23 protein-coding genes are annotated in these 22,289 nt (G+C 56.7%); 8 read left to right on the forward strand and 15 right to left on the reverse strand.

Going from position 1 to position 22,289, the window contains the following annotated elements; genetic code table 11:
• Positions 1-159 precede the first annotated feature (159 nt).
• Positions 160-795 (forward strand): peptide-methionine (S)-S-oxide reductase MsrA, encoded by a 636-nt coding sequence (msrA, locus tag CYR55_RS12250; protein ID WP_101816463.1) that lies wholly within the window; start codon positions 160-162, stop codon positions 793-795.
• Between the two features lie 186 nt (positions 796-981).
• Positions 982-2,325: a polyamine export protein PaeA gene (paeA, locus tag CYR55_RS12255; protein WP_101816414.1), complete on the forward strand. Its 1,344-nt coding sequence runs from the start codon at positions 982-984 to the stop codon at positions 2,323-2,325.
• Positions 2,326-2,454: 129 nt separating this feature from the next.
• Here paeA and CYR55_RS12260 read toward each other — a convergent pair whose 3' ends face one another.
• Positions 2,455-2,658 (reverse strand): DUF1107 domain-containing protein, encoded by a 204-nt coding sequence (locus CYR55_RS12260; RefSeq protein ID WP_072927062.1) that lies wholly within the window; start codon positions 2,656-2,658, stop codon positions 2,455-2,457.
• Positions 2,659-2,993: 335 nt separating this feature from the next.
• Between CYR55_RS12260 and CYR55_RS12265 the strand changes: the two genes are divergently transcribed.
• On the forward strand, positions 2,994-3,554 hold the full coding sequence (locus tag CYR55_RS12265; protein WP_101816415.1) for a YtfJ family protein: 561 nt from the start codon (positions 2,994-2,996) through the stop codon (positions 3,552-3,554).
• Here the strand turns inward: CYR55_RS12265 and cysQ are convergent.
• Positions 3,551-4,291: a 3'(2'),5'-bisphosphate nucleotidase CysQ gene (gene cysQ, locus CYR55_RS12270; protein WP_101816416.1), complete on the reverse strand. Its 741-nt coding sequence runs from the start codon at positions 4,289-4,291 to the stop codon at positions 3,551-3,553. The genes CYR55_RS12265 and cysQ overlap by 4 nt on opposite strands.
• A 234-nt stretch (positions 4,292-4,525) precedes the next feature.
• Between cysQ and CYR55_RS12275 the strand changes: the two genes are divergently transcribed.
• The gene (locus tag CYR55_RS12275) at positions 4,526-6,475 is read left to right on the forward strand and encodes a bifunctional 2',3'-cyclic-nucleotide 2'-phosphodiesterase/3'-nucleotidase (RefSeq protein WP_101816417.1); all 1,950 of its coding nucleotides are present in this window, start codon (positions 4,526-4,528) and stop codon (positions 6,473-6,475) included.
• 114 nt (positions 6,476-6,589) lie between these two features.
• Here the strand turns inward: CYR55_RS12275 and CYR55_RS12280 are convergent, their stop codons facing one another.
• Entirely contained in the window at positions 6,590-7,210 is a 621-nt protein-coding gene (locus CYR55_RS12280) for a BamJ family beta-barrel-assembly machinery protein (RefSeq protein ID WP_101816418.1), read from the reverse strand.
• A gap of 291 nt (positions 7,211-7,501) precedes the next feature.
• On the opposite strand from CYR55_RS12280, the gene CYR55_RS12285 reads away from it, so the two are divergent.
• A complete protein-coding gene (locus tag CYR55_RS12285) occupies positions 7,502-8,176 on the forward strand; it encodes a LysM-like peptidoglycan-binding domain-containing protein (protein WP_101816419.1) in 675 nt (224 codons plus the stop codon).
• Positions 8,177-8,268: 92 nt separating this feature from the next.
• On the opposite strand, the gene rplI is transcribed toward CYR55_RS12285, so the two are convergent.
• From rplI to yjfP, 5 genes are all read right to left on the reverse strand, one after another.
• On the reverse strand, positions 8,269-8,718 hold the full coding sequence (gene rplI, locus CYR55_RS12290; protein ID WP_072927050.1) for a 50S ribosomal protein L9: 450 nt from the start codon (positions 8,716-8,718) through the stop codon (positions 8,269-8,271).
• A 39-nt stretch (positions 8,719-8,757) separates the two neighbouring features.
• Positions 8,758-8,985, reverse strand: a complete 228-nt coding sequence (gene rpsR, locus CYR55_RS12295; RefSeq protein ID WP_005974788.1) for a 30S ribosomal protein S18 — start codon at positions 8,983-8,985, stop codon at positions 8,758-8,760.
• 4 nt (positions 8,986-8,989) lie between these two features.
• Positions 8,990-9,304, reverse strand: a complete 315-nt coding sequence (gene priB / locus CYR55_RS12300) for a primosomal replication protein N (protein ID WP_101816420.1) — start codon at positions 9,302-9,304, stop codon at positions 8,990-8,992.
• Between the two features lie 8 nt (positions 9,305-9,312).
• Positions 9,313-9,708 (reverse strand): 30S ribosomal protein S6, encoded by a 396-nt coding sequence (rpsF, locus tag CYR55_RS12305; RefSeq protein ID WP_072927046.1) that lies wholly within the window; start codon positions 9,706-9,708, stop codon positions 9,313-9,315.
• Positions 9,709-10,204: 496 nt separating this feature from the next.
• Positions 10,205-10,957, reverse strand: a complete 753-nt coding sequence (gene yjfP / locus CYR55_RS12310; protein ID WP_101816421.1) for an esterase — start codon at positions 10,955-10,957, stop codon at positions 10,205-10,207.
• A gap of 167 nt (positions 10,958-11,124) precedes the next feature.
• Here yjfP and CYR55_RS12315 point away from each other — a divergent pair, with 167 nt between their 5' ends.
• The 3 genes from CYR55_RS12315 (at position 11,125) to CYR55_RS12325 (ending at position 13,766) form a co-directional block, all read left to right on the forward strand.
• Positions 11,125-13,047, forward strand: a complete 1,923-nt coding sequence (locus CYR55_RS12315; RefSeq protein ID WP_101816422.1) for a methyl-accepting chemotaxis protein — start codon at positions 11,125-11,127, stop codon at positions 13,045-13,047.
• 69 nt (positions 13,048-13,116) lie between these two features.
• Complete coding sequence (gene bsmA, locus CYR55_RS12320) at positions 13,117-13,425, forward strand: biofilm peroxide resistance protein BsmA (protein ID WP_101816423.1); 309 nt, start codon at positions 13,117-13,119, stop codon at positions 13,423-13,425.
• A gap of 80 nt (positions 13,426-13,505) precedes the next feature.
• On the forward strand, positions 13,506-13,766 hold the full coding sequence (locus CYR55_RS12325; RefSeq protein WP_165699582.1) for a YdgH/BhsA/McbA family protein: 261 nt from the start codon (positions 13,506-13,508) through the stop codon (positions 13,764-13,766).
• Positions 13,767-13,808: 42 nt separating this feature from the next.
• Here the strand turns inward: CYR55_RS12325 and CYR55_RS12330 are convergent, their stop codons facing one another.
• From CYR55_RS12330 to hflC, 7 genes are all read right to left on the reverse strand, one after another.
• Positions 13,809-15,437 carry an isovaleryl-CoA dehydrogenase gene (locus CYR55_RS12330; RefSeq protein ID WP_165699583.1) on the reverse strand — a complete coding sequence of 543 codons (1,629 nt, stop codon included), beginning with the start codon at positions 15,435-15,437 and terminating at the stop codon, positions 13,809-13,811.
• 149 nt (positions 15,438-15,586) lie between these two features.
• Positions 15,587-16,327, reverse strand: coding sequence for a 23S rRNA (guanosine(2251)-2'-O)-methyltransferase RlmB (rlmB, locus tag CYR55_RS12335; protein WP_101816426.1), 741 nt, complete (start codon positions 16,325-16,327; stop codon positions 15,587-15,589).
• Between the two features lie 103 nt (positions 16,328-16,430).
• On the reverse strand, positions 16,431-18,884 hold the full coding sequence (rnr, locus tag CYR55_RS12340) for a ribonuclease R (RefSeq protein WP_101816427.1): 2,454 nt from the start codon (positions 18,882-18,884) through the stop codon (positions 16,431-16,433).
• A 44-nt stretch (positions 18,885-18,928) separates the two neighbouring features.
• Positions 18,929-19,354: a nitric oxide-sensing transcriptional repressor NsrR gene (gene nsrR, locus CYR55_RS12345; protein ID WP_072927032.1), complete on the reverse strand. Its 426-nt coding sequence runs from the start codon at positions 19,352-19,354 to the stop codon at positions 18,929-18,931.
• A 223-nt stretch (positions 19,355-19,577) separates the two neighbouring features.
• Positions 19,578-20,876 (reverse strand): adenylosuccinate synthase, encoded by a 1,299-nt coding sequence (locus CYR55_RS12350; RefSeq protein ID WP_101816464.1) that lies wholly within the window; start codon positions 20,874-20,876, stop codon positions 19,578-19,580.
• A gap of 144 nt (positions 20,877-21,020) precedes the next feature.
• Positions 21,021-21,221, reverse strand: a complete 201-nt coding sequence (locus CYR55_RS12355) for a DUF2065 domain-containing protein (protein ID WP_072927027.1) — start codon at positions 21,219-21,221, stop codon at positions 21,021-21,023.
• Between the two features lie 58 nt (positions 21,222-21,279).
• The gene (gene hflC, locus CYR55_RS12360) at positions 21,280-22,287 is read right to left on the reverse strand and encodes a protease modulator HflC (protein WP_101816428.1); all 1,008 of its coding nucleotides are present in this window, start codon (positions 22,285-22,287) and stop codon (positions 21,280-21,282) included.
• Positions 22,288-22,289 lie beyond the last annotated feature (2 nt).

The following is a 22,289-nucleotide window of genomic DNA, read 5'->3' on the forward strand; positions in this document are numbered from 1 at the left end:
CATCAGTATGGGCGAAATCCCTTTGGCCGGTAGCCGTTTAACCCTGAAATTTTGATTATCGTAATAAAATTAATCGATAAGAGACGATGTATTGTGTGCAAAGACGCAATCAGATACAACTAACGATCCTTACCCTGCTATTGAACGGAGCCCAGCGTGGTGCAAAATTTCGACAAAACTCAACCTGTTACTCAGGAGAATGCCTTACCGGGGCGCACAACGCCGATGCCGGTGGCCACCCTTCATGCGGTCACCGGCCACTCTATGACCCATGTTCCTGACGGCATGGAAGAGGCGATCTTTGCCATGGGCTGCTTCTGGGGCGTGGAGCGCCTGTTCTGGCAACAACCGGGTATTTACAGCACCGCAGCCGGCTACAGCGGCGGCTATACGCCAAACCCGACCTATACGGAAGTCTGCACCGGCCAGACCGGCCATGCGGAAGTGGTGCGGGTGGTGTTTGATCCGGCCGTTATCGGTTATTCGCAACTGTTACAGCTGTTCTGGGAAAACCATGACCCGGCACAGGGGATGCGCCAGGGCGGTGATATCGGTACCCAGTACCGCTCAGCCCTTTATCCGCTGACGGCGGCACAGCAGGCGGCCGCAGAGCAGAGCCTTGCGGCCTTCCGTCAGGCGATGCTGGCCGCCGGCGATACCCGGCCGATCACTACAGAGATTGCTCCGGCGCTGCCTTTCTATTATGCCGAGAACGAGCACCAGCAATATCTGCATAAAAATCCGGAAGGCTATTGCGGCCTCGGTGGCATCGGCGTCTGCCTGCTGCCGCAGTAAGCCCTGCACGGCCGCTCCGCGCCCTTTTTTCTCCGCTGGCGGCCTTCTCAGCGCTGCTGCTATACTATGCGTGCTGCAAATGTAGGCTGTTTGCAGCATTTCTGTCTGTTATTTTAGAATTTTTCACTCAGTGTTACCCCCTGCCTTAAACGCGCCGGTCGGGAACCGGAACTAAGCGGATAAACTATGCTAAACAGTATATTACTGATTCTTTTATTAATCGCCGTGAGCGCCTTTTTCTCCCTGTCGGAGATTTCGCTGGCTGCCTCACGAAAAATCAAACTTAAACTTCTGGCAGATGACGGCAGTATCAACGCCCTGCGGGTGCTCAAACTCCAGGAAACACCCGGCATGTTCTTTACCGTGGTGCAGATTGGCCTGAATGCCGTGGCTATTCTCGGGGGTATTGTCGGTGACGCGGCGTTCTCGCCAGTATTTGAAAGCTTCTTCATCCGTTTTATGTCGCCTGAGCTTGCCGAGCAAATCAGCTTCATCTGTTCCTTTGTGCTGGTTACCAGCCTGTTCATCCTGTTTGCAGACTTAACCCCGAAGCGCATCGGTATGATTGCACCAGAGACGGTTGCCGTCCGGATCATCAACCCGATGCGTTTCTGCTTAGCGGTATTCCGCCCGTTGGTCTGGCTGTTTAACGGGCTGGCGAACTCTATTTTCCGTCTGTTTAAACTGCCGATGGTACGCAATGATGACATCACCTCAGATGACATCTATGCCGTGGTGGAAGCGGGCGCGCTGGCCGGGGTACTGCGCAAGCAGGAGCATGAGCTGATTGAAAACGTGTTCGAGCTGGAATCGCGCACGGTGCCCTCTTCCATGACCTCGCGGGAAAGTGTGATCTTTTTCGACCTGCGGGAGAGTGAAGAGAGTATTAAGCAGAAGATCGCGACCCATCCGCACTCCAAGTTTCTGGTATGCGATGGTCATATCGATCAGGTCGTGGGGTATGTGGACTCCAAGGATCTGCTGAACCGGGTGCTGGGCAACCAGAGCCTGATGCTGAGCAGCGGCGTTCAGATCCGCTCTGCGCTGATTGTGCCGGATACCCTGACGCTTTCCGAAGCGCTGGAGAGTTTTAAGACCGCCGGTGAAGATTTCGCGGTGATCCTGAACGAGTATGCGCTGGTGGTCGGCATTATTACCCTGAACGACGTGATGACCACGCTGATGGGCGATCTAGTTGGGCAAGGCATGGAAGAGCAGATTGTGGCGCGTGATGAAAACTCATGGCTGATCGAAGGCGGCACGCCGATTGATGACGTCATGCGCGTGCTGCACATCGACGAGTTCCCGCAGTCCGGCAACTACGAAACCATCGGCGGCTTTATGATGTTTATGCTGCGTAAGATCCCGAAACGCACCGACTTTGTGAAATTCTCCGGGTACAAATTCGAAGTGGTGGACATCGACAGCTATAAGATCGACCAGCTTTTGGTCACGCGCATCAGTGATAAACCGCTGACGCCGCTGTTGCCGAAAACGCCGGAAGAGCTTGAGCGCGAGAAGAGCCTGTAACCGGCTTCGCTCTGCCCCCTTATCCCCGTCACCACAAACAATAACGGCCCCATGCGGGGCCGTTATTTTTTTATCCGGGTATGCTCTAAAGTACGGGGGTATTACCTGACCAGCGCGATGCGCCCGTCATTACATCTCTGCCTGCAAGCTCATTACCTGGCGGTTAACTTCAGACATCACGCTGAAGTGACGCTTATCGCGTACTTTCGGCAGTAAAATTTTGCCGTTATCAAATTCAAATGCGCCTACATCTTTGATGTAGATACGGCCACGGAACAGCGTTTTTACATATTTAGCTACTTTGAGCGGATTATAACGCTGAAAGATTCTCATTTTCTTACTCTCTCCTTGCTGGGACCCGTTGTGTTCCTGCCAGATAAATAACCAGACTAGGGGCAGCTCTTCGAAACGAACACAACGTAATGGACTTTAAAAATAGTCGTTAGTTCTGAAATTGCCACTCTGTTTTGTTACTTTTACAGAAGCTGACAGTGACTTGCATGTAATCAACTTACTTTGAATTGGGTTAACCGGGCTGGCACCGGTTTCCTTGCCGGAAAGCGATCCTTATCACGCTTACCAACAGGACAGACCACTGATTACACCTTATGATGCTGCTTTCCACTATCAGAGCGCTCTTAAACCGCTCGCACTGCCAAGGAGAAAGCATGTTCAAACATAGTCTGCTGACTATAGTGTTATTGGCTTCATCATTTATCGCCTCCGCCCACAATTTTACAATTATGCAACCTGTCCCGCCGGTGTATGTCAGTGATAAAGGTGAACTGCTGCTTAACCACGGCACCTTCAGTTACCAACGCTGGCAAAGCACCGCGCTCGCCGGAAAAGTGCGTGTTATCCAGCACATAGCCGGTCGCACTGCCGCGAAAGAGATGAATGCGCCACTGGTTGAGGCCATCAAGGCAGCCAATCTACCTGCCAAATATTACCAAACGACGACAATCGTCAATTCAGATGACGCCATCCTCGGTACCGGGGCGTTTGTGCGCAGCAGCATAAAAGAGAGTAAAGAGAGTTTCCCGTGGTCGCAGTTTGTGGTGGATGACCAGGGTGTGGTGCGAAAAGCGTGGCAGTTGAAAGAGGCCAGTTCAGCTATCGTGGTGCTGGACACGGCAGGCAAGGTGCATTTTGCCAAAGAAGGGGCATTATCGGCGGATGAAGTGCAGCAGGTGATAACCCTGCTGCACCAGCTTATTCCGGCGACTTAATAGAGCGAAACGCGGAAGCCGGGGTTAAGGAATGACTCACGCGGCGTATAGCTCAACGGCTGGCCCTGCCAGTCATGCACCTGCGCCCCGGCCGCCAGGGCCACCGCATGGCCGGCAGCGGTATCCCAGACGGAGGTCGGCCCGAAGCGCGGGTAAAGTTGCGCCCTGCCTTCCGCCACCAGGCAGAATTTCAGTGACGACCCGACGGCCACGGTCTGGTGCTCACCCAGTTGCGCTAAGTAGTCCTGCAACTCCTGGCTGCCGTGCGAACGGCTGACCACCACCAGCGGCGGGCGCGCATCCTGCACCGCGATCTGCTCCCGGCGGCCGCCCTCTTCTTTCCAGGCTTTGCCCTCCGCCGCGGAGTACATCACGCCGGTGACCGGCACATAGACCACACCCATCACCGGTGCGCCATTTTCAATCAGCGCAATGTTAACGGTGAAATCGCCGTTACGTTTGATGAACTCTTTAGTACCGTCCAGCGGGTCCACCAGCCAGTAACGGGTCCAGTTCCGGCGCACGTCCCAGGCCGGCGGATCCTCTTCTGACAGCAGCGGAATATCGGGCGACAGCAGCGCCAGACCGTCCTTAATCACCTGATGCGCCGCCAGATCGGCTGCTGTTACCGGCGAGTCATCTTTCTTGGTCTCAACATCAAGGGGTTTGTGGCCGTCATAGACGTCCATGATCGCCGCGCCCGCGTCCCGGGCCAGCTGACAAATTTTTTCCAGCATCCTCTACCTCTGCAATTTTGAACCTTATTAAGCAGACTAGTTATTTTTCCCCTGAAGATCTATAGCCGACCCTGATGGATGGCGCGCCCTTTCCATAACAGGCCCGCCAGACGTGATTTCCTGCGCAGTTTTAAGGGGTTAAATTCGCCATACTTCACAGTTATTTGCGTTATCTGGTCATAGTTACACGCTATTCTGCGAGTGCTGCCTGATAATTACCCAAGGAGAACGATCATGAGGAAACGGTATTTTGCCCTGACATTACTGGCTGCTGCGGTCAGTACGCATGCTGCCACGGTAGATCTGCGCATCATGGAAACCAGCGATCTGCACAGCAATATGATGGATTTTGACTACTACAAGGATACGCCGACCGACAAATTTGGCCTGGTGCGCACCGCCACCCTGATTGCGCAGGCACGCCAACAGGCGACCAACAGCGTGCTGGTGGACAACGGTGACCTGATTCAGGGCAGCCCGCTGGGGGATTACATGGCGGCAAAGGGGCTGAAAGCCGGTGAGGTTCACCCGGTCTATCTGGCGATGAATACACTGGGCTATTCGGTGGGCAACATCGGCAACCATGAGTTTAACTATGGGCTGGACTACCTCAAGCGGGCGCTGGCCGGGGCAAAATTCCCTTACGTGAACGCCAACCTGATCGATGCGGCGACCGGCAAACCGCTGCTGACCCCTTATCTGATTGAGAAAAAAGAGGTCAAAGACCACGACGGCAACCCCCATACGTTGAATATCGGCTATATCGGCTTTGTGCCGCCGCAAGTGATGGTCTGGGATAAGGCTAATCTGCAGGGCAAGGTCACGGTGGATGACATCACTGAAACGGCGAAAAAGTGGGTGCCGGAAATGCGTAAAGCCGGCGCGGATATTGTGGTCGCCATCCCGCACTCCGGGTTATCCGGTGAGCCTTACAAAACGCTGGCGGAGAATTCGGTGTACTACCTCAGCCAGGTGCCGGGCATCGACGCCATTATGTTTGGCCATGCGCACGCCGTATTCCCCAGCAACGATTTTGCCGCAATTAAAGGGGCAGATATCAAACAGGGAACGCTGAACGGTATTCCGGCGGTGATGCCCGGCCAGTGGGGCGATCATCTCGGCATTGTCGATCTGCAACTGAATAACGAGCAGGGAAAATGGCAGGTGGTACAGGGCCGCGCTGAAGCACGGCCGATCTTTGATAAAGCCGCGAAAAAATCCCTGGCTGCCGAAGATGCCGGGCTGGTCAGCATCCTGAGTGACGCACACAAAGGCACGCGGGCGTTTGTCAGTAAACCGGTGGGCAAAGCCAGTGACAGCATGTACAGCTATCTGGCACTGGTGCAGGACGACCCGACCGTGCAGATTGTGAATAATGCGCAGGCAGCCTATACCCGCCACTTTATTCAGGGCGACCCGGATCTGGCGGATCTGCCGGTGCTCTCCGCCGCTGCGCCGTTTAAAGCCGGGGGCCGGAAAAACGATCCGGCCAGTTATGTGGAAGTGGAGAAAGGTGAACTGACCTTCCGCAATGCCGCCGATCTCTATCTCTACCCCAATACGCTGGTGGTGCTGAAAGTCACCGGCAAAGAGGTGAAAGAGTGGCTGGAGTGCTCCGCCGGGCAATTTAACCGGATCGATCCGCACAGCAGCCAGCCGCAACCGCTGATTAACTGGGACGGGTTCCGCACCTACAACTTTGATGTGATTGATGGCGTGAACTACCAGATCGACGTCACCCAGCCGGCGCGATATGACGGCGAGTGCACGCTGATCAATGGCGACGCCAGCCGCATCCGCAATCTTACCTATCAGGGGAAGCCGGTCGACCCGAAAGCGACCTTCCTGGTCGCCACCAACAATTATCGCGCCTATGGCGGTAAATTTGCCGGTACCGGTGATTCACATATCGCCTTTGCGTCTCCTGATGAGAACCGCGCGGTACTGGCCGCCTATATCAGCGCAGAAACCCGTGAGCATGGCGAGGTAAAACCCCAGGCCGACAATAACTGGCAACTGGCGCCGATCGCGGGCGCCCAGCCGCTGGATATCCGCTTTGAAACCTCACCCAGCGCCAAAGCCGCCGCATTTATCCAGCAAAAAGCCCGTTATCCGATGGTGTTGAAAGGCCAGGATGAGACAGGTTTTGCGCTGTACAGCCTCGATCTCCGCCCACAGCAATAATTCAGACCTGACAGTCCAATAAAAAAGGCAGGGCCGGGAAACCGGCTCTGCCTTTTTATTTATTTATGAAGTACAACACACATGAAGTACAGCACACATGAAACGGGAAAGGGATTACAGAATTTCCAGCAGCTCAACGTCAAAGATCAACGCGCTGTATGGCGGAATTGACGCACCGGCACCGCGCTCACCATAAGCCAGGTTATGCGGGATATAGAGCTGCCATTTGGAACCGACCGGCATCAGGGTCAGGGCTTCGATCCAGCCTGGGATCACGCCGCTGACCGGGAATTCCGCCGGCTGGCCGCGCTCTACGGAGCTGTCAAACACGTCGCCATTAATAAGGCGCCCGGTGTAGTGCACGCGCACATGGTCCTGGCGGCCTGGGATCGGGCCGTCGCCCTGCTGCATGACGGTGAATTGCAGGCCGGATTCGGTGCGGGTTACGTCATCACGTTCCGCATTTTTTTCGAGGAACGCCTGCCCCTCAACGGCCATGGCCTGCTGCTGTTCGCGGCGCACGGCGTCTGCACGCTCATGCACTTCGCGCAGGGCACGGTGCAGGACGTCAACAGGAACCGCCGGTGCGTTCCCTTCGAGCGCATCGCGCAAACCTGCGGCCAGTGCTTCCGGCAGCAATCCTTCCAGGCCGGACTCCTGCAATTGCTGGCCAACCTGTAAACCGATGCCGTAACTGGCCTGCGCTTCCACGCTGTCATAAGAAGGGGTTGTCATGCATTTTCCTTAAATCGATAAAAAGTCGAAGGCAGAGCATAACAGCGCAACAGTTTGCGGTAAAATCTTGCGTCAGGGAGGATGACATTTGGTGCCGAAACAGAAACAATACCGCCCCGGGAAATACCTGATTTACCAATCCGCTTAGTTCCCTGCTGTCTCTTTCTGCCTCAAGCAGTTATCAGACTATACTCAACAGGTAATATTGGGCTGCATAATGTCGCCTCCCAATCATTACGCCGGTATTTTTGTTTGCCCGCTGCGGCAAACCGCGTTGCAAGAGAGGTTGTCATGGGCAGAATCGCGCCCAGGAGAAGGAAAACCACCCAGGTCAATTCATCCCTGCGAAACCTGTGGACCACGCTTATGTCAAAATGGCCGCATAGCGCCGAACATGAACATTCACCCGACGATCCGGCGCACCCGCCTGCCGCACGTACCCGGCTGAGCGCAGCCTGGTCAAAGACGGGCTGGTTAAATACCATCTGGCAATTTCCGGCACGCTTTCACTGGATGGACCCGCTGCCGCTGCCGCACCGCCGCGGCATCCTGTTGGCGGCACTGGTGGTGCTGCTGGCTATTCTGTGGCCCAACGCCTCGCCGCGCTACCCGATAGAACAACCGGTCAGCCAGGATACGCGGGATATTCCGTTACAGGCCAATTTGCAAGACGGTACGGCAACATCCGCCACGGCAGAGAACACCCAGGGCTGGCAGACGTACCACATCCAGCCCGGCCAGACGCTGGCCCAGCTGTTCCGCGACAATAATCTGATGGTCAATGATGTCTTTGCCATGGCGCAGGCAGAGGGAGAGGACAAGCCGCTCAGCAACCTGCAGGCCGGCCAGCAGGTCAGAATACAGCGTAATACGCAGGGTGTGGTGACGGCGCTGGAGATTGAAACCAGCACGAACAGTGTGCGGTTTGTCCGGCAGCCGGATGGCAGCTATCGCCGCGCAGGGTAACGTTTCTTTTCCGTCACACCTTCTCTTTTCCTTTCCGCTAAAAAGCAAAACGCCGGCACAAGGCCGGCGTTTCACAAGCAGCGGAGTAAAACTTACTCTGCTACTACAACGATGTTCAGCTGAGCGAACACATCGCTGTGTACCTGGAAGTGCACTTCGTGCTCACCCACAGTACGCAGGACGCCGTTCGGCAGGCGAACTTCGCTCTTAGCAACTTCAACACCAGCCGCAGTGACCGCATCAGCGATGTCACGGGTACCGATGGAACCGAACAGTTTACCTTCGTCGCCAGATTTAGACGCGATGGTAACAGAGCCCAGCTCGTTGATTTTAGCAGCGCGCGCTTCAGCAGCAGACAGAACGTCAGCCAGTTTGGCTTCCAGTTCTGCACGGCGTGCTTCGAAGAACTCAACGTTTTTCTTGGTAGCCGGGACAGCTTTGCCCTGCGGTACCAGGAAGTTACGAGCGTAGCCCGCTTTCACGTTAACCTGGTCACCCAGGCTGCCGAGATTTGCTACTTTATCAAGCAGAATAACTTGCATTACCTTATCCTCTCAAAGTCGTTAATGGACAGTGGCCGATTACTGATGACGATCAGTGTACGGCAACAAAGACAGGTAGCGTGCGCGCTTGATAGCACGGGCCAGCTGACGCTGGTATTTTGCACGGGTACCGGTGATACGGCTCGGAACGATCTTGCCGCTCTCGGTGATGTAGTTTTTCAGCGTAGCGATGTCTTTATAATCGATCTCTACAACGCCTTCCGCGGTGAAACGGCAGAACTTGCGACGACGGAAATAACGTGCCATTTGGCTAGTCTCCAGAATCTATCAATTCAATCTGCTCGGCATGCAGTACCATTTTGTTCAGCCCATTGCGCCCCTGAAGGCAACTAATGAAACCTGACACGGTAATCTGACTGCCGACCGTTAATCTGTGAGTTAATGCTTGTAGTGTGTGTCCGCTGGCGACCACGGGCATTCTGCACCATGCCGCCCTGCTGAATCCGGCTTCCTGCTGCTGCGAGCGGTGCTCAAGCACAAACTGGCAGTGCGGTATTCCGGATGGACTGACTTTTCGCGTGGGTGTCTTGCACACTGTGCCGGTTAACACCAGGCGATTAGTCATCACCGCAATTACTCTTCAGAATCCCCAGCATCAGCATCATCAGAGGTTTCGTTGGCGAAATCTTCACGGCGATCGCGACGCTCGTCTTTCGCTTTAACCATCGGGGATGCTTCGGTAACCGCGTGCTTAGTACGCATTACCATGCTACGGATAACGGCGTCGTTGAAGCGGAAGTTAGTTTCCAGCTCATCGATCACTTCCTGCGAAGCTTCAACGTTCATCAGAACGTAGTGGGCTTTGTGCAGTTTGTTGATCGGGTAAGCCAGTTGACGGCGGCCCCAGTCTTCCAGACGGTGGATCGTGCCTTCAGCAGCGGTGATAGCACCGGTGTAACGCTCGATCATGCCTGGAACCTGTTCGCTTTGGTCAGGATGGACCATAAAAACGATTTCGTAATGACGCATCGAATTGCTCCTTACGGATTATTCAGCCTCCTGTCCGGGTCAACCGCGGCCCATGGAGGCAAGGAACGTGTTTGTGTGCGGCTGAAAAATGACGCGCAATTATAGGTGGGCGGGCAAGGAAACACAAGGTATGAATCGCAGGAAATCCACATTTGCCGGGCGCGGCCAAAACATCATAAAAATTGCACGGTAAACCGCGTTAACAGAGTTCAGCCCCAAAAAAAAGCGGCAAAAGCCGTAATTTTGCTCAATTTTATTGAACGTATCGTTCAATAAAAGCCGGTTTATTACCCGGAAGGGTTGATTAGAATAGCGTCAGAGAATCAGTAATAGGCGGCAACGGAAGTGACTTGCTTTCCAAGCAAGCGATGCCTGAACGCAGTACACCTATGCTGGCAGTAAAAATGCAGTACCAGGGAATAACCCAATAAAAAGAATATGTGCGTTAACGCCTGCTTACCGGCCCCCGTTATGGGGGCTTTTTCATGCGTGTTGTTCAGCCGAGATGCCGGGTAAAGAACGCCACGCAGGCTTGCAGTGCTGCCGGGGTAATTTTGTGCCCGATCTGCGGTTCCGTGAGATAAGTCAGCTGTTCTGCCCGCCCTGCCTGCCGCAATGCCTGCTCAAGGCGCGCGCTTTCGTCCGCAGGCACCAGATCATCTGCCTCACCATGCCAGAGCAGCAGCGGCCGGTTGCCCAGCCTTTCCGGCGCCGCGCTCATATCATACTCATCCAGAAAGGCGAGCCGTTGTGCCAGCGCCTCACCCTCCAGCGGCCGGCCCGCCTGTTGCGGCACAAATAACCGGCGTGACAACGAATGAAAGTACGCGGAGCCCATAAAGCTGGCCGCCACATCAACCCAGGGATAACGCCCCAGCGCGCCTAATGTGGTCATGCCGCCCATTGACGCCCCGCCAACGGCCACTTTCCCCTCAATCAGCAGGCCACGTTGTTGATAAGCCAATTTAAAGCCCGGCAGCTCATCGAGATTGCTGCGTAAAATTTCCCAGAACTGCGACAACCGCTCATCCGCATTGCCGTTGTAGCGGGCACCATGCATTGCCGCATCCGGCATAATCACCCGGAAACCCGCCTGAGCCAGCGCGTAACCAAAGTAGGCATATACCTCTTTAGAAGAGGTAAAACCGTGATAGAAGAAGATTGTCGGTAAGGCGTGCCCCTGCTTACCGGCCGGTGCCGCATGGATGACCTCAATGCCGTTTACTATTTCCTCAAACATTTCAATCATGCTGCTTTTCTCCTGTTAATCACGGCGTTTACGCTTTTTAATCCATAGCTTAAATATAATTTCCATGATCTAAATCAAATAAAATACCTTTTTACACTTTTTGCCTAAATTTTCTTCTGCATCTGCCGTTATTGCCATCACCTTTTCTAACCCATGAGATGATAATAATGACGGGATTTTCTTTCCGCCAATGGGGCCTGGGCGTCAAGCTCTCAGTGCTGGCCTCGCTTACCGTTGCTGCCTTGTTCCTGCTGTTTACCCTGTCGCTGACCCGTACCGCCGGTGAGCAGATGAGAGCCTTGACGCTGGAAGACATGAACAACCAGGTGCAGGGCGTTGAAGACATGATCACCATGTACGATTCCAGCCTGAAAGCGGAAGTCAGCAGCTATACCCAACTGTTTACCAGCTTTATGCCCCCGGCGTTCAGCCTGCAAACCACCGGCAGCCAGACTGTGCTGAAAGCCGGTGACAGCATCCTCAATGACAATACCGCCATTCCTGATGATTTCCTCGCCCGTACCGGCGCGATCTCAACGATGTTTATGCGCCAGGGCGATGACTTTATCCGTATCACGACCTCACTGAAAAAAGAGGATGGGTCACGCGCCATCGGCACTAAACTCGATCGCCAGAGCGCGGCCTACCGTGCCGTGATGGCCGGCAACGTCTATAAAGGCCTGGCCACGCTGTTTGGCAAAAAATTCATTACCCAATACCAGCCGGTAAAAGATCAGGCCGGCAAAATCATCGGCATCGCCTTTGTGGGCGTAGACATCACCCCACAATTTAACGAGATGCGCCGTACCATCCTGAGCAAGAAAATAGGCCAGAACGGCTACTTCTTTGTACTGGATGCCGGTCAGGGCAGCAGCCGGGGTAACTATCTGTTCCACCCACGGGCCGAAGGACAAGCGCCGGGCTGGGATGCCGGGGTACTGGAGCAGGTGCTGAGCACGCCGCAAGGCACGCTGGAGTATCAGGACAGCAGCCTGCCGGCAGGCAGCGGCACCCAGATAACCGTCTATAAAGCGCTGCCGGCCTGGGGCTGGGTGCTCGCCGGCACGGCGGATGAAGATGAGATCATGGCGCAGATCACCCACAGCCGGAACCTGTTCCTGGGCATTGGCGTGGTGCTGGTGGCACTGTTTGCGCTGCTGTTTATGCTGGTGACCCGCAACTGGCTGAGCCGCCCACTGGAAGAGGTGGTGAAAGTCGCTGAACAGTATGCGGCGGGCAATCTGAGTGCCAGCCTGAGCACCACCCGGCAGGACGAAGTAGGCCGGATGATGACCGCAATGGACGGTATCGGCCGTGGCCTGGCCCGGATTGTGTTGCAGGTGCGTGAAGCCGCAGTGGAGATCAACCACAGCACCGCGTCCCTGGCCGCAGACAGTGAAAACATCACCGGCCAGATCTCCCGTCAGGCCAGCAGCCTGGAGGAGACCTCTGCCAGCATGGAGCAACTGACCGCCACCGTGCAGCAGAATGCGGACAACGTCTCGGAAGCGATGAAACTGGTACGCCAGACGGAAACCGCCGCCCAGAGCGGTGGCGACGCCGTGACCTCTGCCGTCTCGACCATGAGTGACATCAAGACCGCTTCCCAGCGTATTGCTGATATCACCAGCGTGATTGAGTCCATCGCCTTCCAGACCAACATCCTGGCGCTGAATGCGGCGGTTGAAGCGGCCCGGGCCGGTGAACATGGTAAAGGCTTTGCAGTTGTTGCTGCGGAAGTCCGCGCGCTGGCGCAACGCAGCGCCAAATCGGTGAAAGAGATCGAAACGCTGATTGCCGAATCTCTGGACAAAGTGGAACAGGGTAATCGCATCTCGGTTCAGACCCATGAGGCGATGAATGACATCCTCAGCCGGGTGCAGCAGGTGCGGATGATCGTCAGTGACATCGACGTGGCCTCGCATGAGCAATCTGCCGGGATTGGTCAGGTCAACATTGCCATTGTTCAGATTGGGCAGGCAACCCAGGAGAACGCCACGCTGGTCAGCAGCTCTGAAGAGACCGCGGCAGCGCTGAACCAGAAAGGGCAACACCTGAAAAAGCTGGTCAGCATGTTCCAGCTTGATTAAAAAAGAACCACACCTCCCCACCCGGCGATCCGCGCTACACTAAAGGCTGATGCTGTGAGGAGAAAAGAGATGACATTTTCGCGTTTACTGACCGGAGCTTTACTGGCAGGAGTACTCAGCAGTTGCAGTACCTTCCAGGATACGCCCAAGCCGGCGCCCCCGGTGACCGCAGGCGCGCAGGAAGTCACGCGTGCTCAGGTGGGTTCTCTGCAAAAAATGGGCACTATCTCGGTGACGGAGCGCGGCAGCCCGATGGATGCTGCCAGGGCGTTGCAGAAAAAAGCGGATGCCAGTGGTGCCCACTACTATCTGGTGCTGATGAACGATGAAACCATTATTCCCGGCACCTGGTACTCGCAGGCCATTCTCTATCGCTGACCGGCTGATCTGCCCCGGCTGACAACGCAGTCCGCCGGTGTCATCAGAGGATGAGGAGGTGAACTATGAAGGCGTTGCCGATGTTAACATCATGCTGCTTAGCGCTGGGGCTGTTGGCCTCTGCCGCACAGGCGGCGGACGCGGTTTCGGCGGCGAAAGCCGCCCAACTGACGCCCATCGGGTCTGTTTACCTGCAAGGCGTGCCGGGCGGCCCGCAACAGGTTGATGCCCTGATCGCCCGGCAGGCCGCTGCCAAAGGTGCGGGCTATTACCGCATTAACTCTGTGCAGGAGAGCCAGAGTAAAAGCAGCTGGCATGCCACGGCCACCCTTTACCGCTGAGTGGCGGTTATCCTTATCAAGGGCACCTGTAGGTGCCCTTTTTTATGCGCCGGTGGCCCGGTTAAGCAGATCGGTACACAGGCTTTCCGGCAAGGTGCTGTCCCCCCGGTGGTCAAAGGCCATGCGACACCAGGCTTCGGCCCGCGGCGGAGAAGCATGGCGCAGTAATTCTGCGCCACTACACAGCATGAACAGCTGGCGGGTAATCTGCCGCGCCTGCGCTTCTGCCGGTTTTTGCAGCTGCTGGTTTAGTTGCCGCCAGCTACGGTCAAACAGCCGGTTCTGGCCGCGGACCTCATACATCTCCCGGTGTAACATCTCCAGCGCGCCGGGCATTTTGTGCAGCGTGCGCAGCACATCCAGGCACATGACATTGCCTGACCCTTCCCAGATGCTGTTGACCGGTGCCTCCCGATAGAGGCGCGGCAGTTCACTCTCTTCGCAATAGCCAATCCCGCCCAGTACCTCCATCGCCTCCGCCACAAAGGCACTGCCGTGGTGGCACACCGCATACTTGGCCGCTGGGGTCATCAGCCGGGTAAAGGCGAGCTGATGTGGATCGCTGCGTTGTTCCCAGGCCTGCGCCAGCCGGAACAGCAGCGCGGTTTGCCCCTCCAGCCTTAAAGCCAGCCGCGCCAGCCCCTGGCGCATCAGTGGCTGCTCCACCAGCACCTTACCGAACGCCTGCCGCTGCAATGCGTGGTAAAGCGCCACCGACAACGCCCGGCGCATCAGCGCATGGCTGCCGAGCGCACAATCAAAGCGGGTATGGCCGCCCATGGTCAGGATCTGGCGGATGCCCTCACCCTCCTCGCCCACCAGCCAGCCGGCCGCATCCTGAAATTCCGCCTCACTGCTGGCATTGGAACGGTTGCCGAGCTTCTCTTTCAGCCGCTCCAGCCGGATGGCATTGCGCGTGCCGTCCGGTAGCAGGCGCGGCAGGAAAAAGCAGGATAACCCGCCCTCCGCCTGTGCCAGCACCAGGTGCGCATCACTTTGCGGCACGGAGAAAAACCATTTATGCCCGATTAACCGATAACACTCTCCCGGCCCGCGTGCGCCCTCCGGCCGGGCGCGGGTGGTATTGCTCAACACATCGGAACCGCCCTGCTTCTCCGTCATTCCCATGCCGATCAGCAGGCCGCGTTTCTGGCTGCCCGGCTGGGTGTGCGTGTCATAGCGATCGGAAAGCAGGCCCGGCAACCAGTCGCGGAACGGGGCGGGTAAAGCACGTTGCAGCAGCGGTATGGCACCAAAAGTCATGGTGACCGGGCAGAGCGTGCCCGACTCAACCTGCCCGTGCAGAATAAAGCGGGCGGCGCGGGCAGCCACGCTGCCGATGCGGGCCTCGTCCTGCCAGGGCAGGTTATGCACCCGGTTAGCAATCAGCCCCTGCATCAGCAGGTGCCAGGCGGGGTGAAAGCGCACGTCGTCCAGCCGCTGGCCGGCGGCGTCATAACGCAGTAACTCCGGCGGGTTGGCGTTCGCCAGCCTGCCCAGCTCCAGTGATTCCGCACTGCCGAGTTGCTGCCCCACCGAGGCCAGGAGATCCGCATCCCAGTGCGCCTGTGCACGGGTGACGGCCTCGCGCAGCGGCGTATCGGACAGGAACAGGTTGCTGTTTGCCAGCGGTTTGGGCTGATTAAAAACGGTGTGGGTTTGCCAACGCATAGAACTCCCCAGACGAATCGACGGAAAGACGAATCAAGACGGAAGACGCATCAAGAAGGAAGTAAGTATGGCTATTTTGGGGGGCGATGCCGCAGAGGCGATCACAAAGACGGGAGGAAAAAACCGGAGCAGAACGCCCCGGTTCAGGGTCAGGCTTTTGCGCTGCGCTGACGCACGATTTCAAACAGGCAGACGCCGGTCGCGACCGAGACATTCAGGGAAGAGACGGAACCGGCCATCGGGATGCTGATCAGTTCGTCACAGTGTTCACGGGTCAGGCGACGCATCCCCTCACCTTCCGCGCCCATCACCAGCGCCGTCGGGCCGGTCATTTTGCTTTGGTAGACGTTGTGATCGGCTTCACCGGCGGTACCGATGATCCAGACATTGCTCTCTTGCAATAAACGCAGGGTACGCGCCAGATTGGTCACGCGGATCAACGGCACGGTCTCTGCCGCCCCACTGGCAACTTTTTTCGCCGTGGCATTCAGTGCCGCAGAACGGTCACGCGGCACAATCACCGCATGCACGCCCGCCGCATCCGCCGTACGCAGGCAGGCCCCGAGGTTGTGCGGATCGGTGACGCCATCCAGCACCAGCAGCAGCGGGTTTTCCACGCTTTCCAGCAGCGCCGGGAGATCGTTCTCCTGGTACTGGCGGCCTTCACGCACACGCGCCACGATGCCCTGGTGCACGGCGCCTTCCACTTTTTCATCCAGCCATTGCCGGTTGGCTACCTGAATCACAATACCGGTGGCTTCCAGCTCGGCGATCAGCGGCTGAAGGCGGCGATCGTCACGCCCTTTCAGAATAAAAACTTCCAGGAAACGTTGTGGATCGCGCTCCAGCAGGGCCTGGACGGCATGAATGCCGTAAATAATTTCGCTCATGATGCTCTTTAACAAGGTCAAACGGGCAGGCTTGCCCGTGGGTATCGGGTTAGCGGGCGATGCGGCGGCCGTCAGTCACGGTCACAGGTCGCCCGCCGGGGTATCAGCTGTTGTCCCGTTTCGGCCCGCGGCGTGAACGGCTGCCTGACGTGCTCTTCTGGTTTCTGTCAGAAGGGCGGCGGGAACGGCGTGGCTTTTTATCATCCTGAGCCGGGGCGGCGCTGTCATCTTTGCGGAAGGCGCTGTCCGGCTCGAAATTAGTGCGCTTCTTGTTGTCACGGCGCGGACGGCGGCCGCGGCCATCATCACGCTGGGTACCGGTCTTGGCTTTGTCGCGGGCGGTTTTGCCTGCGCCACGAGGGCGGCGGGTACTGGAGACCAGGGCGAAGTCGATTTTGCGCTCATCCATGTGTACGGCTTCAACGCGGATCTCCACTTCGTCACCCAGGCGGTAAACCTGCCCGGAGGACTCGCCCACCAGCCGCTGGCCGATGTTGTCGTAGCGGTAGTAGTCGTTGTCCAGCGTCGAGACATGCACCAGCCCGTCGATGAAGAGATCATCCAGGCGCACAAAGAAGCCGAAGCCGGTCACGCTGGAGATGATGCCGTCAAACACGGAGCCGACATGATCCTGCATGAAGTCACACTTCAGCCAGTCGGCGACATCACGCGTGGCCTCATCGGCCCGGCGCTCGGTCATCGAACAATGTTCGCCCAGCTGCAGCATTTCGTCATAGTCGCTGTGCCAGCCGCCGGTCGGCGTCCAGCGCTCTTTCAGCGTCCCGTGCTGTTTAGCCAGGATGTACTTGATGGCGCGGTGCAGCGACAAGTCCGGGTAACGGCGGATCGGTGAGGTGAAGTGGGCATAGGCCGACAGCGCCAGGCCAAAGTGACCACGGTTTTCCGGATCGTAAATCGCCTGTTTCATCGAACGCAGCAGCATGGTTTGCAGCATTTCGCGATCGGGGCGATCGGCAATGGCATCCATGACATCGGCGTAGTCTTTCGGCACCGGCTTCATGCCGCCGCCCATTTTCAGGCCCAGCTCATTCAGTACGCTTTTCAGCGCAGAGATATGGTCATCGCTCGGGCGATCGTGATCGCGGAACAGCGCCGGTTCGTTGAATTTCTCCACGAAACGCGCGGCGGCCACGTTCGCCATGATCATGCACTCTTCGATCAGCTTGTGCGCGTCGTTACGCACCGTCGGCTCTACGCGCTCAATCCGGCGTTCGGCGTTAAAGATGAACTTCGCCTCTTCCGTTTCAAAGGCGATGCCGCCGCGATCGGCGCGGGCGTCATCCAGCACCTCGTACATGTCATGCAGCTCTTCCAGGTTCTTCACCAGCGGGGCGTACTGCTCGCGCAGCTCTTCGTTGCCTTCGATGATCTGCCAGACTTTGTTGTAGGTCAGGCGCGCGTGGGAGCTCATCACCGCTTCGTAGAATTTATAGGAGGAGAGACGACCGGTGGCGGAGATGGTCATCTCACACACCATACAGAGGCGATCTACCTGCGGGTTCAGCGAGCAGAGGCCGTTGGAGAGCACTTCCGGCAGCATCGGGATCACCTGCGATGGGAAGTAGACGGAGGTGCCGCGGGTGCGGGCTTCGTCATCCAGTGGGGTGCCGGGGCGGACGTAGTAACTGACATCCGCAATCGCCACCCATAGCCGCCAGCCGCCACCGCGTTTTTTCTCACAGTAGACCGCATCATCGAAATCACGTGCGTCTTCGCCGTCAATGGTAACCAGCGGCAGGGTGCGCAGATCGATACGCCCTTTTTTCGCCTCTTCCGGCACCTGCTCGCTCAACGAGGAGATCTGCTTCTCCACTGCGGCCGGCCAGACGTGCGGGATCTCATGGGTACGCAGCGCGATATCCACCGCCATGTTGGTGCCCATTTTGTCACCCAGGACTTCGACAATCTTACCCACCGCTTTGGTGCGGCGCGTCGGGCGCTGGGTCAGTTCGACCACGACCATATAGCCCATCCGTGCCCCGCTCACCTCTTCCGGCGGGATCAGGATGTCAAAACTCAGGCGGCTGTCATCCGGTACCACGAAGCCGGTGCCGGCATCGGTAAAGTAACGGCCGACAATCTGGCTGGTTTTCGGCACCAGCACACGCACGATGCGCGCTTCACGGCGGCCGCGGCGGTCGGTGCCGCTCGGCTGGGCCAGCACCACATCACCGTGGATGCACATTTTCATCTGTTCTGCGGAGAGGTAAATGTCCTCTTTTTTGCCGCCTTCCAGACGCAGGAAACCAAAACCGTCGCGATGGCCGATGACCGTGCCTTTCAGCAGATCAAGGCGTTCCGGCAGGGCGTAACACTGGCGGCGGGTAAAGACTAATTGGCCGTCGCGTTCCATCGCGCGCAGACGGCGGCGCAGCGCTTCCAGCTGCTCTTCGCTGGAGAGCTCCAGCTCGTTGGCCAGCTCTTCACGGCTGGCCGGGGCTTCACGTTTCGCCAGATGCTCGAGAATAAATTCCCGGCTTGGGATCGGGGAGTCATATTTCTCTGCTTCCCGTTCCAGAAAAGGATCTTGTGACATTGCGGTTCCTCCGTTGTCATCAGCGGGGTTGTGCTGAAATGTGCTTATTCAACAAGCAACAATTTATAGAGCGACGCATTTTCAGTGACCATATCGGCCAGTGTGTATTGGTCCAGCTCGTTCAGGAAATTCTGCACAGCCTGATTGAGAACATGTTTCAGGCGGCAGGCGGGGCCGATGTGGCAAAATTCGCCGGAGCAGTTAACCAGGGTCAGGGGCTCCAGCTCACGCACGACATCGCCGATGCGGATTTGGGCGGCTGGTCTGCCGAGGCGGATACCGCCTTTTTTCCCGCGTACTGCGGTGACCAACCCTGCACGGCTTAACTGATTTATTATTTTAACCATATGGTTACGCGAGACACCATATACCGCAGTGACCTGAGAGATGTTCGTCATCCGATCCTCCGGCAGCGAGGCCATATAGATCAGTGCTCTTAAACCATAATCAGTAAAACTTGTTAACTGCACACAAACCTCTGGGCCCTGTTGACCCTGCCTGTAGGCGTCTGATCTCACAACGCTTAACATACACTTTTGTAAGATTACTCTTTGGATGATAAACCAGCCACAAAGAATGCAGCTAATCATTTAGACCCAGAATGGAATGCGGCGTGCACAACATGGAAGGAAAAAACAATAAACCGGGCACGATGGCCCGGTTTGGCATTCAGCTTACTGAATGGTGCGGCAATCAGGCATCAAACGGATCGCGGAGGATCATGGTTTCGCTGCGATCAGGGCCGGTGGAGATAATATCAACCGGGACGTCTGTCAGCTCTTCCACACGCTTGATGTAGTCGCGGGCTGCCTGCGGCAGTTTATCAAACTCTTTCACGCCAAAGGTGGAGTCGGTCCAGCCCGGCAGGGTTTCGTAAATCGGCTCAATGCCGTCCCAGTTTTCAGCGGCCAGCGGGGTGGTGGTGATTTCACGGCCATCCGGCAGACGGTAAGCCACGCAGATTTTAACCTCTTTCAGGCCATCCAGCACGTCCAGTTTGGTCATGCAGAAGCCGGACAGGGAGTTAATCTGTACCGCACGGCGCACGGCAACCGCGTCCAGCCAGCCGGTACGGCGGCGGCGGCCGGTCGTAGCACCAAACTCGTTACCCTGTTTGCACAGGAATTCCCCGGTTTCATCGAACAGTTCGGTCGGGAACGGGCCGGCACCCACGCGGGTTGAGTACGCTTTAACGATACCCAGCACGTAATCCACATAGCGCGGGCCAATGCCTGAGCCGGTCGCCACGCCACCGGCGGTGGTGTTGGAGGAGGTCACGTACGGATAGGTACCGTGGTCGATGTCCAGCAGCGTGCCTTGCGCGCCTTCGAACATGATAAGCTCGCCCTGCTTGCGGGCGTTGTCCAGCAGCTCGGAGACGTCAACCACCATAGCGGTCAGGATGTCGGCAATCGCCATCACATCATCCAGAACCTTCTGGTAATCCACGGCTTCTTCTTTGTAGTAATGCACCAGCTGGAAGTTGTGGTATTCCACAATTTCTTTCAGCTTGGCCGCGAAATTCTCTTTGTTGAACAGGTCGCCAACGCGCAGACCACGGCGGGCAACTTTATCTTCGTAAGCTGGGCCGATACCACGGCCGGTGGTGCCGATTGCTTTTGCACCGCGGGCTTTTTCACGCGCAACATCCAGCGCGACATGGTAAGGCAGAATCAGGGGGCAGGCTTCAGAGAGCAGCAGGCGCTCACGCACCGGAATACCGCGGTCTTCCAGCTGTTTCATCTCTTTCATCAGGGCGTCAGGCGCCAGTACAACACCGTTGCCGATGATGCTGGTGACGTTTTCACGCAGGATGCCAGAGGGAATTAAGTGGAGGACGGTTTTCTCACCGTTGATAACCAGTGTGTGGCCGGCGTTGTGACCACCCTGGTAGCGCACAACATATTTAGCCCGTTCAGTCAGCAGGTCTACGACCTTACCCTTGCCTTCGTCACCCCATTGGGTGCCCAGTACGACGACGTTCTTACCCATCTCAAGAATCACCAGGTTGCTTAAAAAAGGATTCTAACATCTCATTCACGTGCTTTCAGTACTTTTTAGCACACGGTTGCCTGAAAAATTTTCGCCAATCAGGCGGCGATCGCCCCCGAATTTGGCGGCATCCTGAATATGGTGTTATCCACCATTCCGGACACGCAACATGTAGTAAATCACGCAGCCGGCCACCACAATGCCGCCACCGAAACGCCGCAGTGATGCGTCCGGCAACGCCGTCATAGCCAGGATCATTTTACGCCAGGTTTTCGGCCATAACATCGGCCCCAGCCCTTCCAGCACCATTACCAGCCCCACAGCCAGCCAGATTGTTGTGTTCATTATTTTCCCTTGCACATAAAAAAGGCCCGCGTTAACGGGCCTGAAGACGCATGCCGGATTACGGCTTGATGGTTTTTTCCGGCGACTTCATAAAGCGGAAGAAGTCACTGTCCGGGCTTAAGACCAACACATCTTTATTGCTCTTAAAGCTGTTTTCATACGCACGCAGGCTACGGATGAACGCATAGAAATCCGGGTCCTGGCTGAACGCATTGGCAAACAGTTTAGCGGCTTCTGCATCGCCTTCACCGCGGGTGATCCGCGCCTGACGCTCGGCTTCGGCCAGAGTACGGGTCACTTCATAATCTGCTGTGGCCCGCAGTTTTTCTGCCTCTTCATACCCCTGAGAACGCAGACGCATCGCGACCGCGCTACGTTCAGCACGCATACGCTGGTAAATCGCATCAGAGACTTCGGCCGGCAGGTTAATCTGCTTCACGCGGACATCGATGACCTGGATGCCCAACGCTGCCATGCTGTTCGGATTGATCTGCAAATCCTGGCCGCTGGTTTCACGCTCAACACGTTTGGCTACCGAGGCAATCGCGTCATCGGCTTCGGTGGTCGTGGCGGTGTCACCATCTTCCGCCGTACCGTTATTCAGCTGGTCACGCACGTCGGACATCAGCTGACCGCGCGAATCGGTGACGATGTCTTTCACTTCCAGGCGGCCAATCTCTGAACGCAGACGGTCACTGAATTTGCGTTTCAGCAGCACTTCAGCCTGGGAGACGTCACCGCCGCCGGTTGCCAGATAGTAACGGCTGAAATCGCTGATGCGCCATTTGAGGTAGGAATCGACGATCAGGTCTTTCTTCTCATTGGTCACGAAACGGTCGGCCTGGTTATCCATGGTCTGGATACGGGCGTCGAGCATTTTCACCGACTCAATGAAAGGAATTTTAAAATGTAAGCCCGGGGCGTAAACCTGAGGCTTATTTTCATCATCCCGTAAGACCTTGCCGAAACGCAGCACGATACCGCGCTCACCTTCCTGCACCACAAACAGTGAAGCATACAGCGCTACCAGCACCACTAAGACAATAAATATGACTGACTTACGCATTG

Origin of the sequence: Chimaeribacter californicus (assembly GCF_002858675.1) — a bacterium.
GTDB classification, from domain to species: Bacteria; Pseudomonadota; Gammaproteobacteria; order Enterobacterales; family Enterobacteriaceae; genus Chimaeribacter; species Chimaeribacter californicus.

Bases quoted from the DNA above. Each gene is read 5' to 3' on its own strand.
- hflC (WP_101816428.1), bottom strand. From the start codon at position 22,287: ATGCGTAAGTCAGTCATATTTATTGTCTTAGTGGTGCTGGTAGCGCTG.
- CYR55_RS12355 (WP_072927027.1), bottom strand. From the start codon at position 21,221: ATGAACACAACAATCTGGCTGGCTGTGGGGCTGGTAATGGTGCTGGAA.
- cysQ (WP_101816416.1), bottom strand. From the start codon at position 4,291: ATGCTGGAAAAAATTTGTCAGCTGGCCCGGGACGCGGGCGCGGCGATC.
- priB (WP_101816420.1), bottom strand. From the start codon at position 9,304: ATGACTAATCGCCTGGTGTTAACCGGCACAGTGTGCAAGACACCCACG.
- rpsR (WP_005974788.1), bottom strand. From the start codon at position 8,985: ATGGCACGTTATTTCCGTCGTCGCAAGTTCTGCCGTTTCACCGCGGAA.
- CYR55_RS12325 (WP_165699582.1), top strand. From the start codon at position 13,506: ATGTTAACATCATGCTGCTTAGCGCTGGGGCTGTTGGCCTCTGCCGCA.
- rnr (WP_101816427.1), bottom strand. From the start codon at position 18,884: ATGTCACAAGATCCTTTTCTGGAACGGGAAGCAGAGAAATATGACTCC.
- rlmB (WP_101816426.1), bottom strand. From the start codon at position 16,327: ATGAGCGAAATTATTTACGGCATTCATGCCGTCCAGGCCCTGCTGGAG.
- yjfP (WP_101816421.1), bottom strand. From the start codon at position 10,957: ATGATTGAAATGTTTGAGGAAATAGTAAACGGCATTGAGGTCATCCAT.
- CYR55_RS12260 (WP_072927062.1), bottom strand. From the start codon at position 2,658: ATGAGAATCTTTCAGCGTTATAATCCGCTCAAAGTAGCTAAATATGTA.
- rplI (WP_072927050.1), bottom strand. From the start codon at position 8,718: ATGCAAGTTATTCTGCTTGATAAAGTAGCAAATCTCGGCAGCCTGGGT.
- CYR55_RS12280 (WP_101816418.1), bottom strand. From the start codon at position 7,210: ATGACAACCCCTTCTTATGACAGCGTGGAAGCGCAGGCCAGTTACGGC.
- CYR55_RS12350 (WP_101816464.1), bottom strand. From the start codon at position 20,876: ATGGGTAAGAACGTCGTCGTACTGGGCACCCAATGGGGTGACGAAGGC.
- rpsF (WP_072927046.1), bottom strand. From the start codon at position 9,708: ATGCGTCATTACGAAATCGTTTTTATGGTCCATCCTGACCAAAGCGAA.
- CYR55_RS12285 (WP_101816419.1), top strand. From the start codon at position 7,502: ATGGGCAGAATCGCGCCCAGGAGAAGGAAAACCACCCAGGTCAATTCA.
- CYR55_RS12330 (WP_165699583.1), bottom strand. From the start codon at position 15,437: ATGCGTTGGCAAACCCACACCGTTTTTAATCAGCCCAAACCGCTGGCA.
- CYR55_RS12265 (WP_101816415.1), top strand. From the start codon at position 2,994: ATGTTCAAACATAGTCTGCTGACTATAGTGTTATTGGCTTCATCATTT.
- paeA (WP_101816414.1), top strand. From the start codon at position 982: ATGCTAAACAGTATATTACTGATTCTTTTATTAATCGCCGTGAGCGCC.
- CYR55_RS12275 (WP_101816417.1), top strand. From the start codon at position 4,526: ATGAGGAAACGGTATTTTGCCCTGACATTACTGGCTGCTGCGGTCAGT.
- CYR55_RS12315 (WP_101816422.1), top strand. From the start codon at position 11,125: ATGACGGGATTTTCTTTCCGCCAATGGGGCCTGGGCGTCAAGCTCTCA.
- bsmA (WP_101816423.1), top strand. From the start codon at position 13,117: ATGACATTTTCGCGTTTACTGACCGGAGCTTTACTGGCAGGAGTACTC.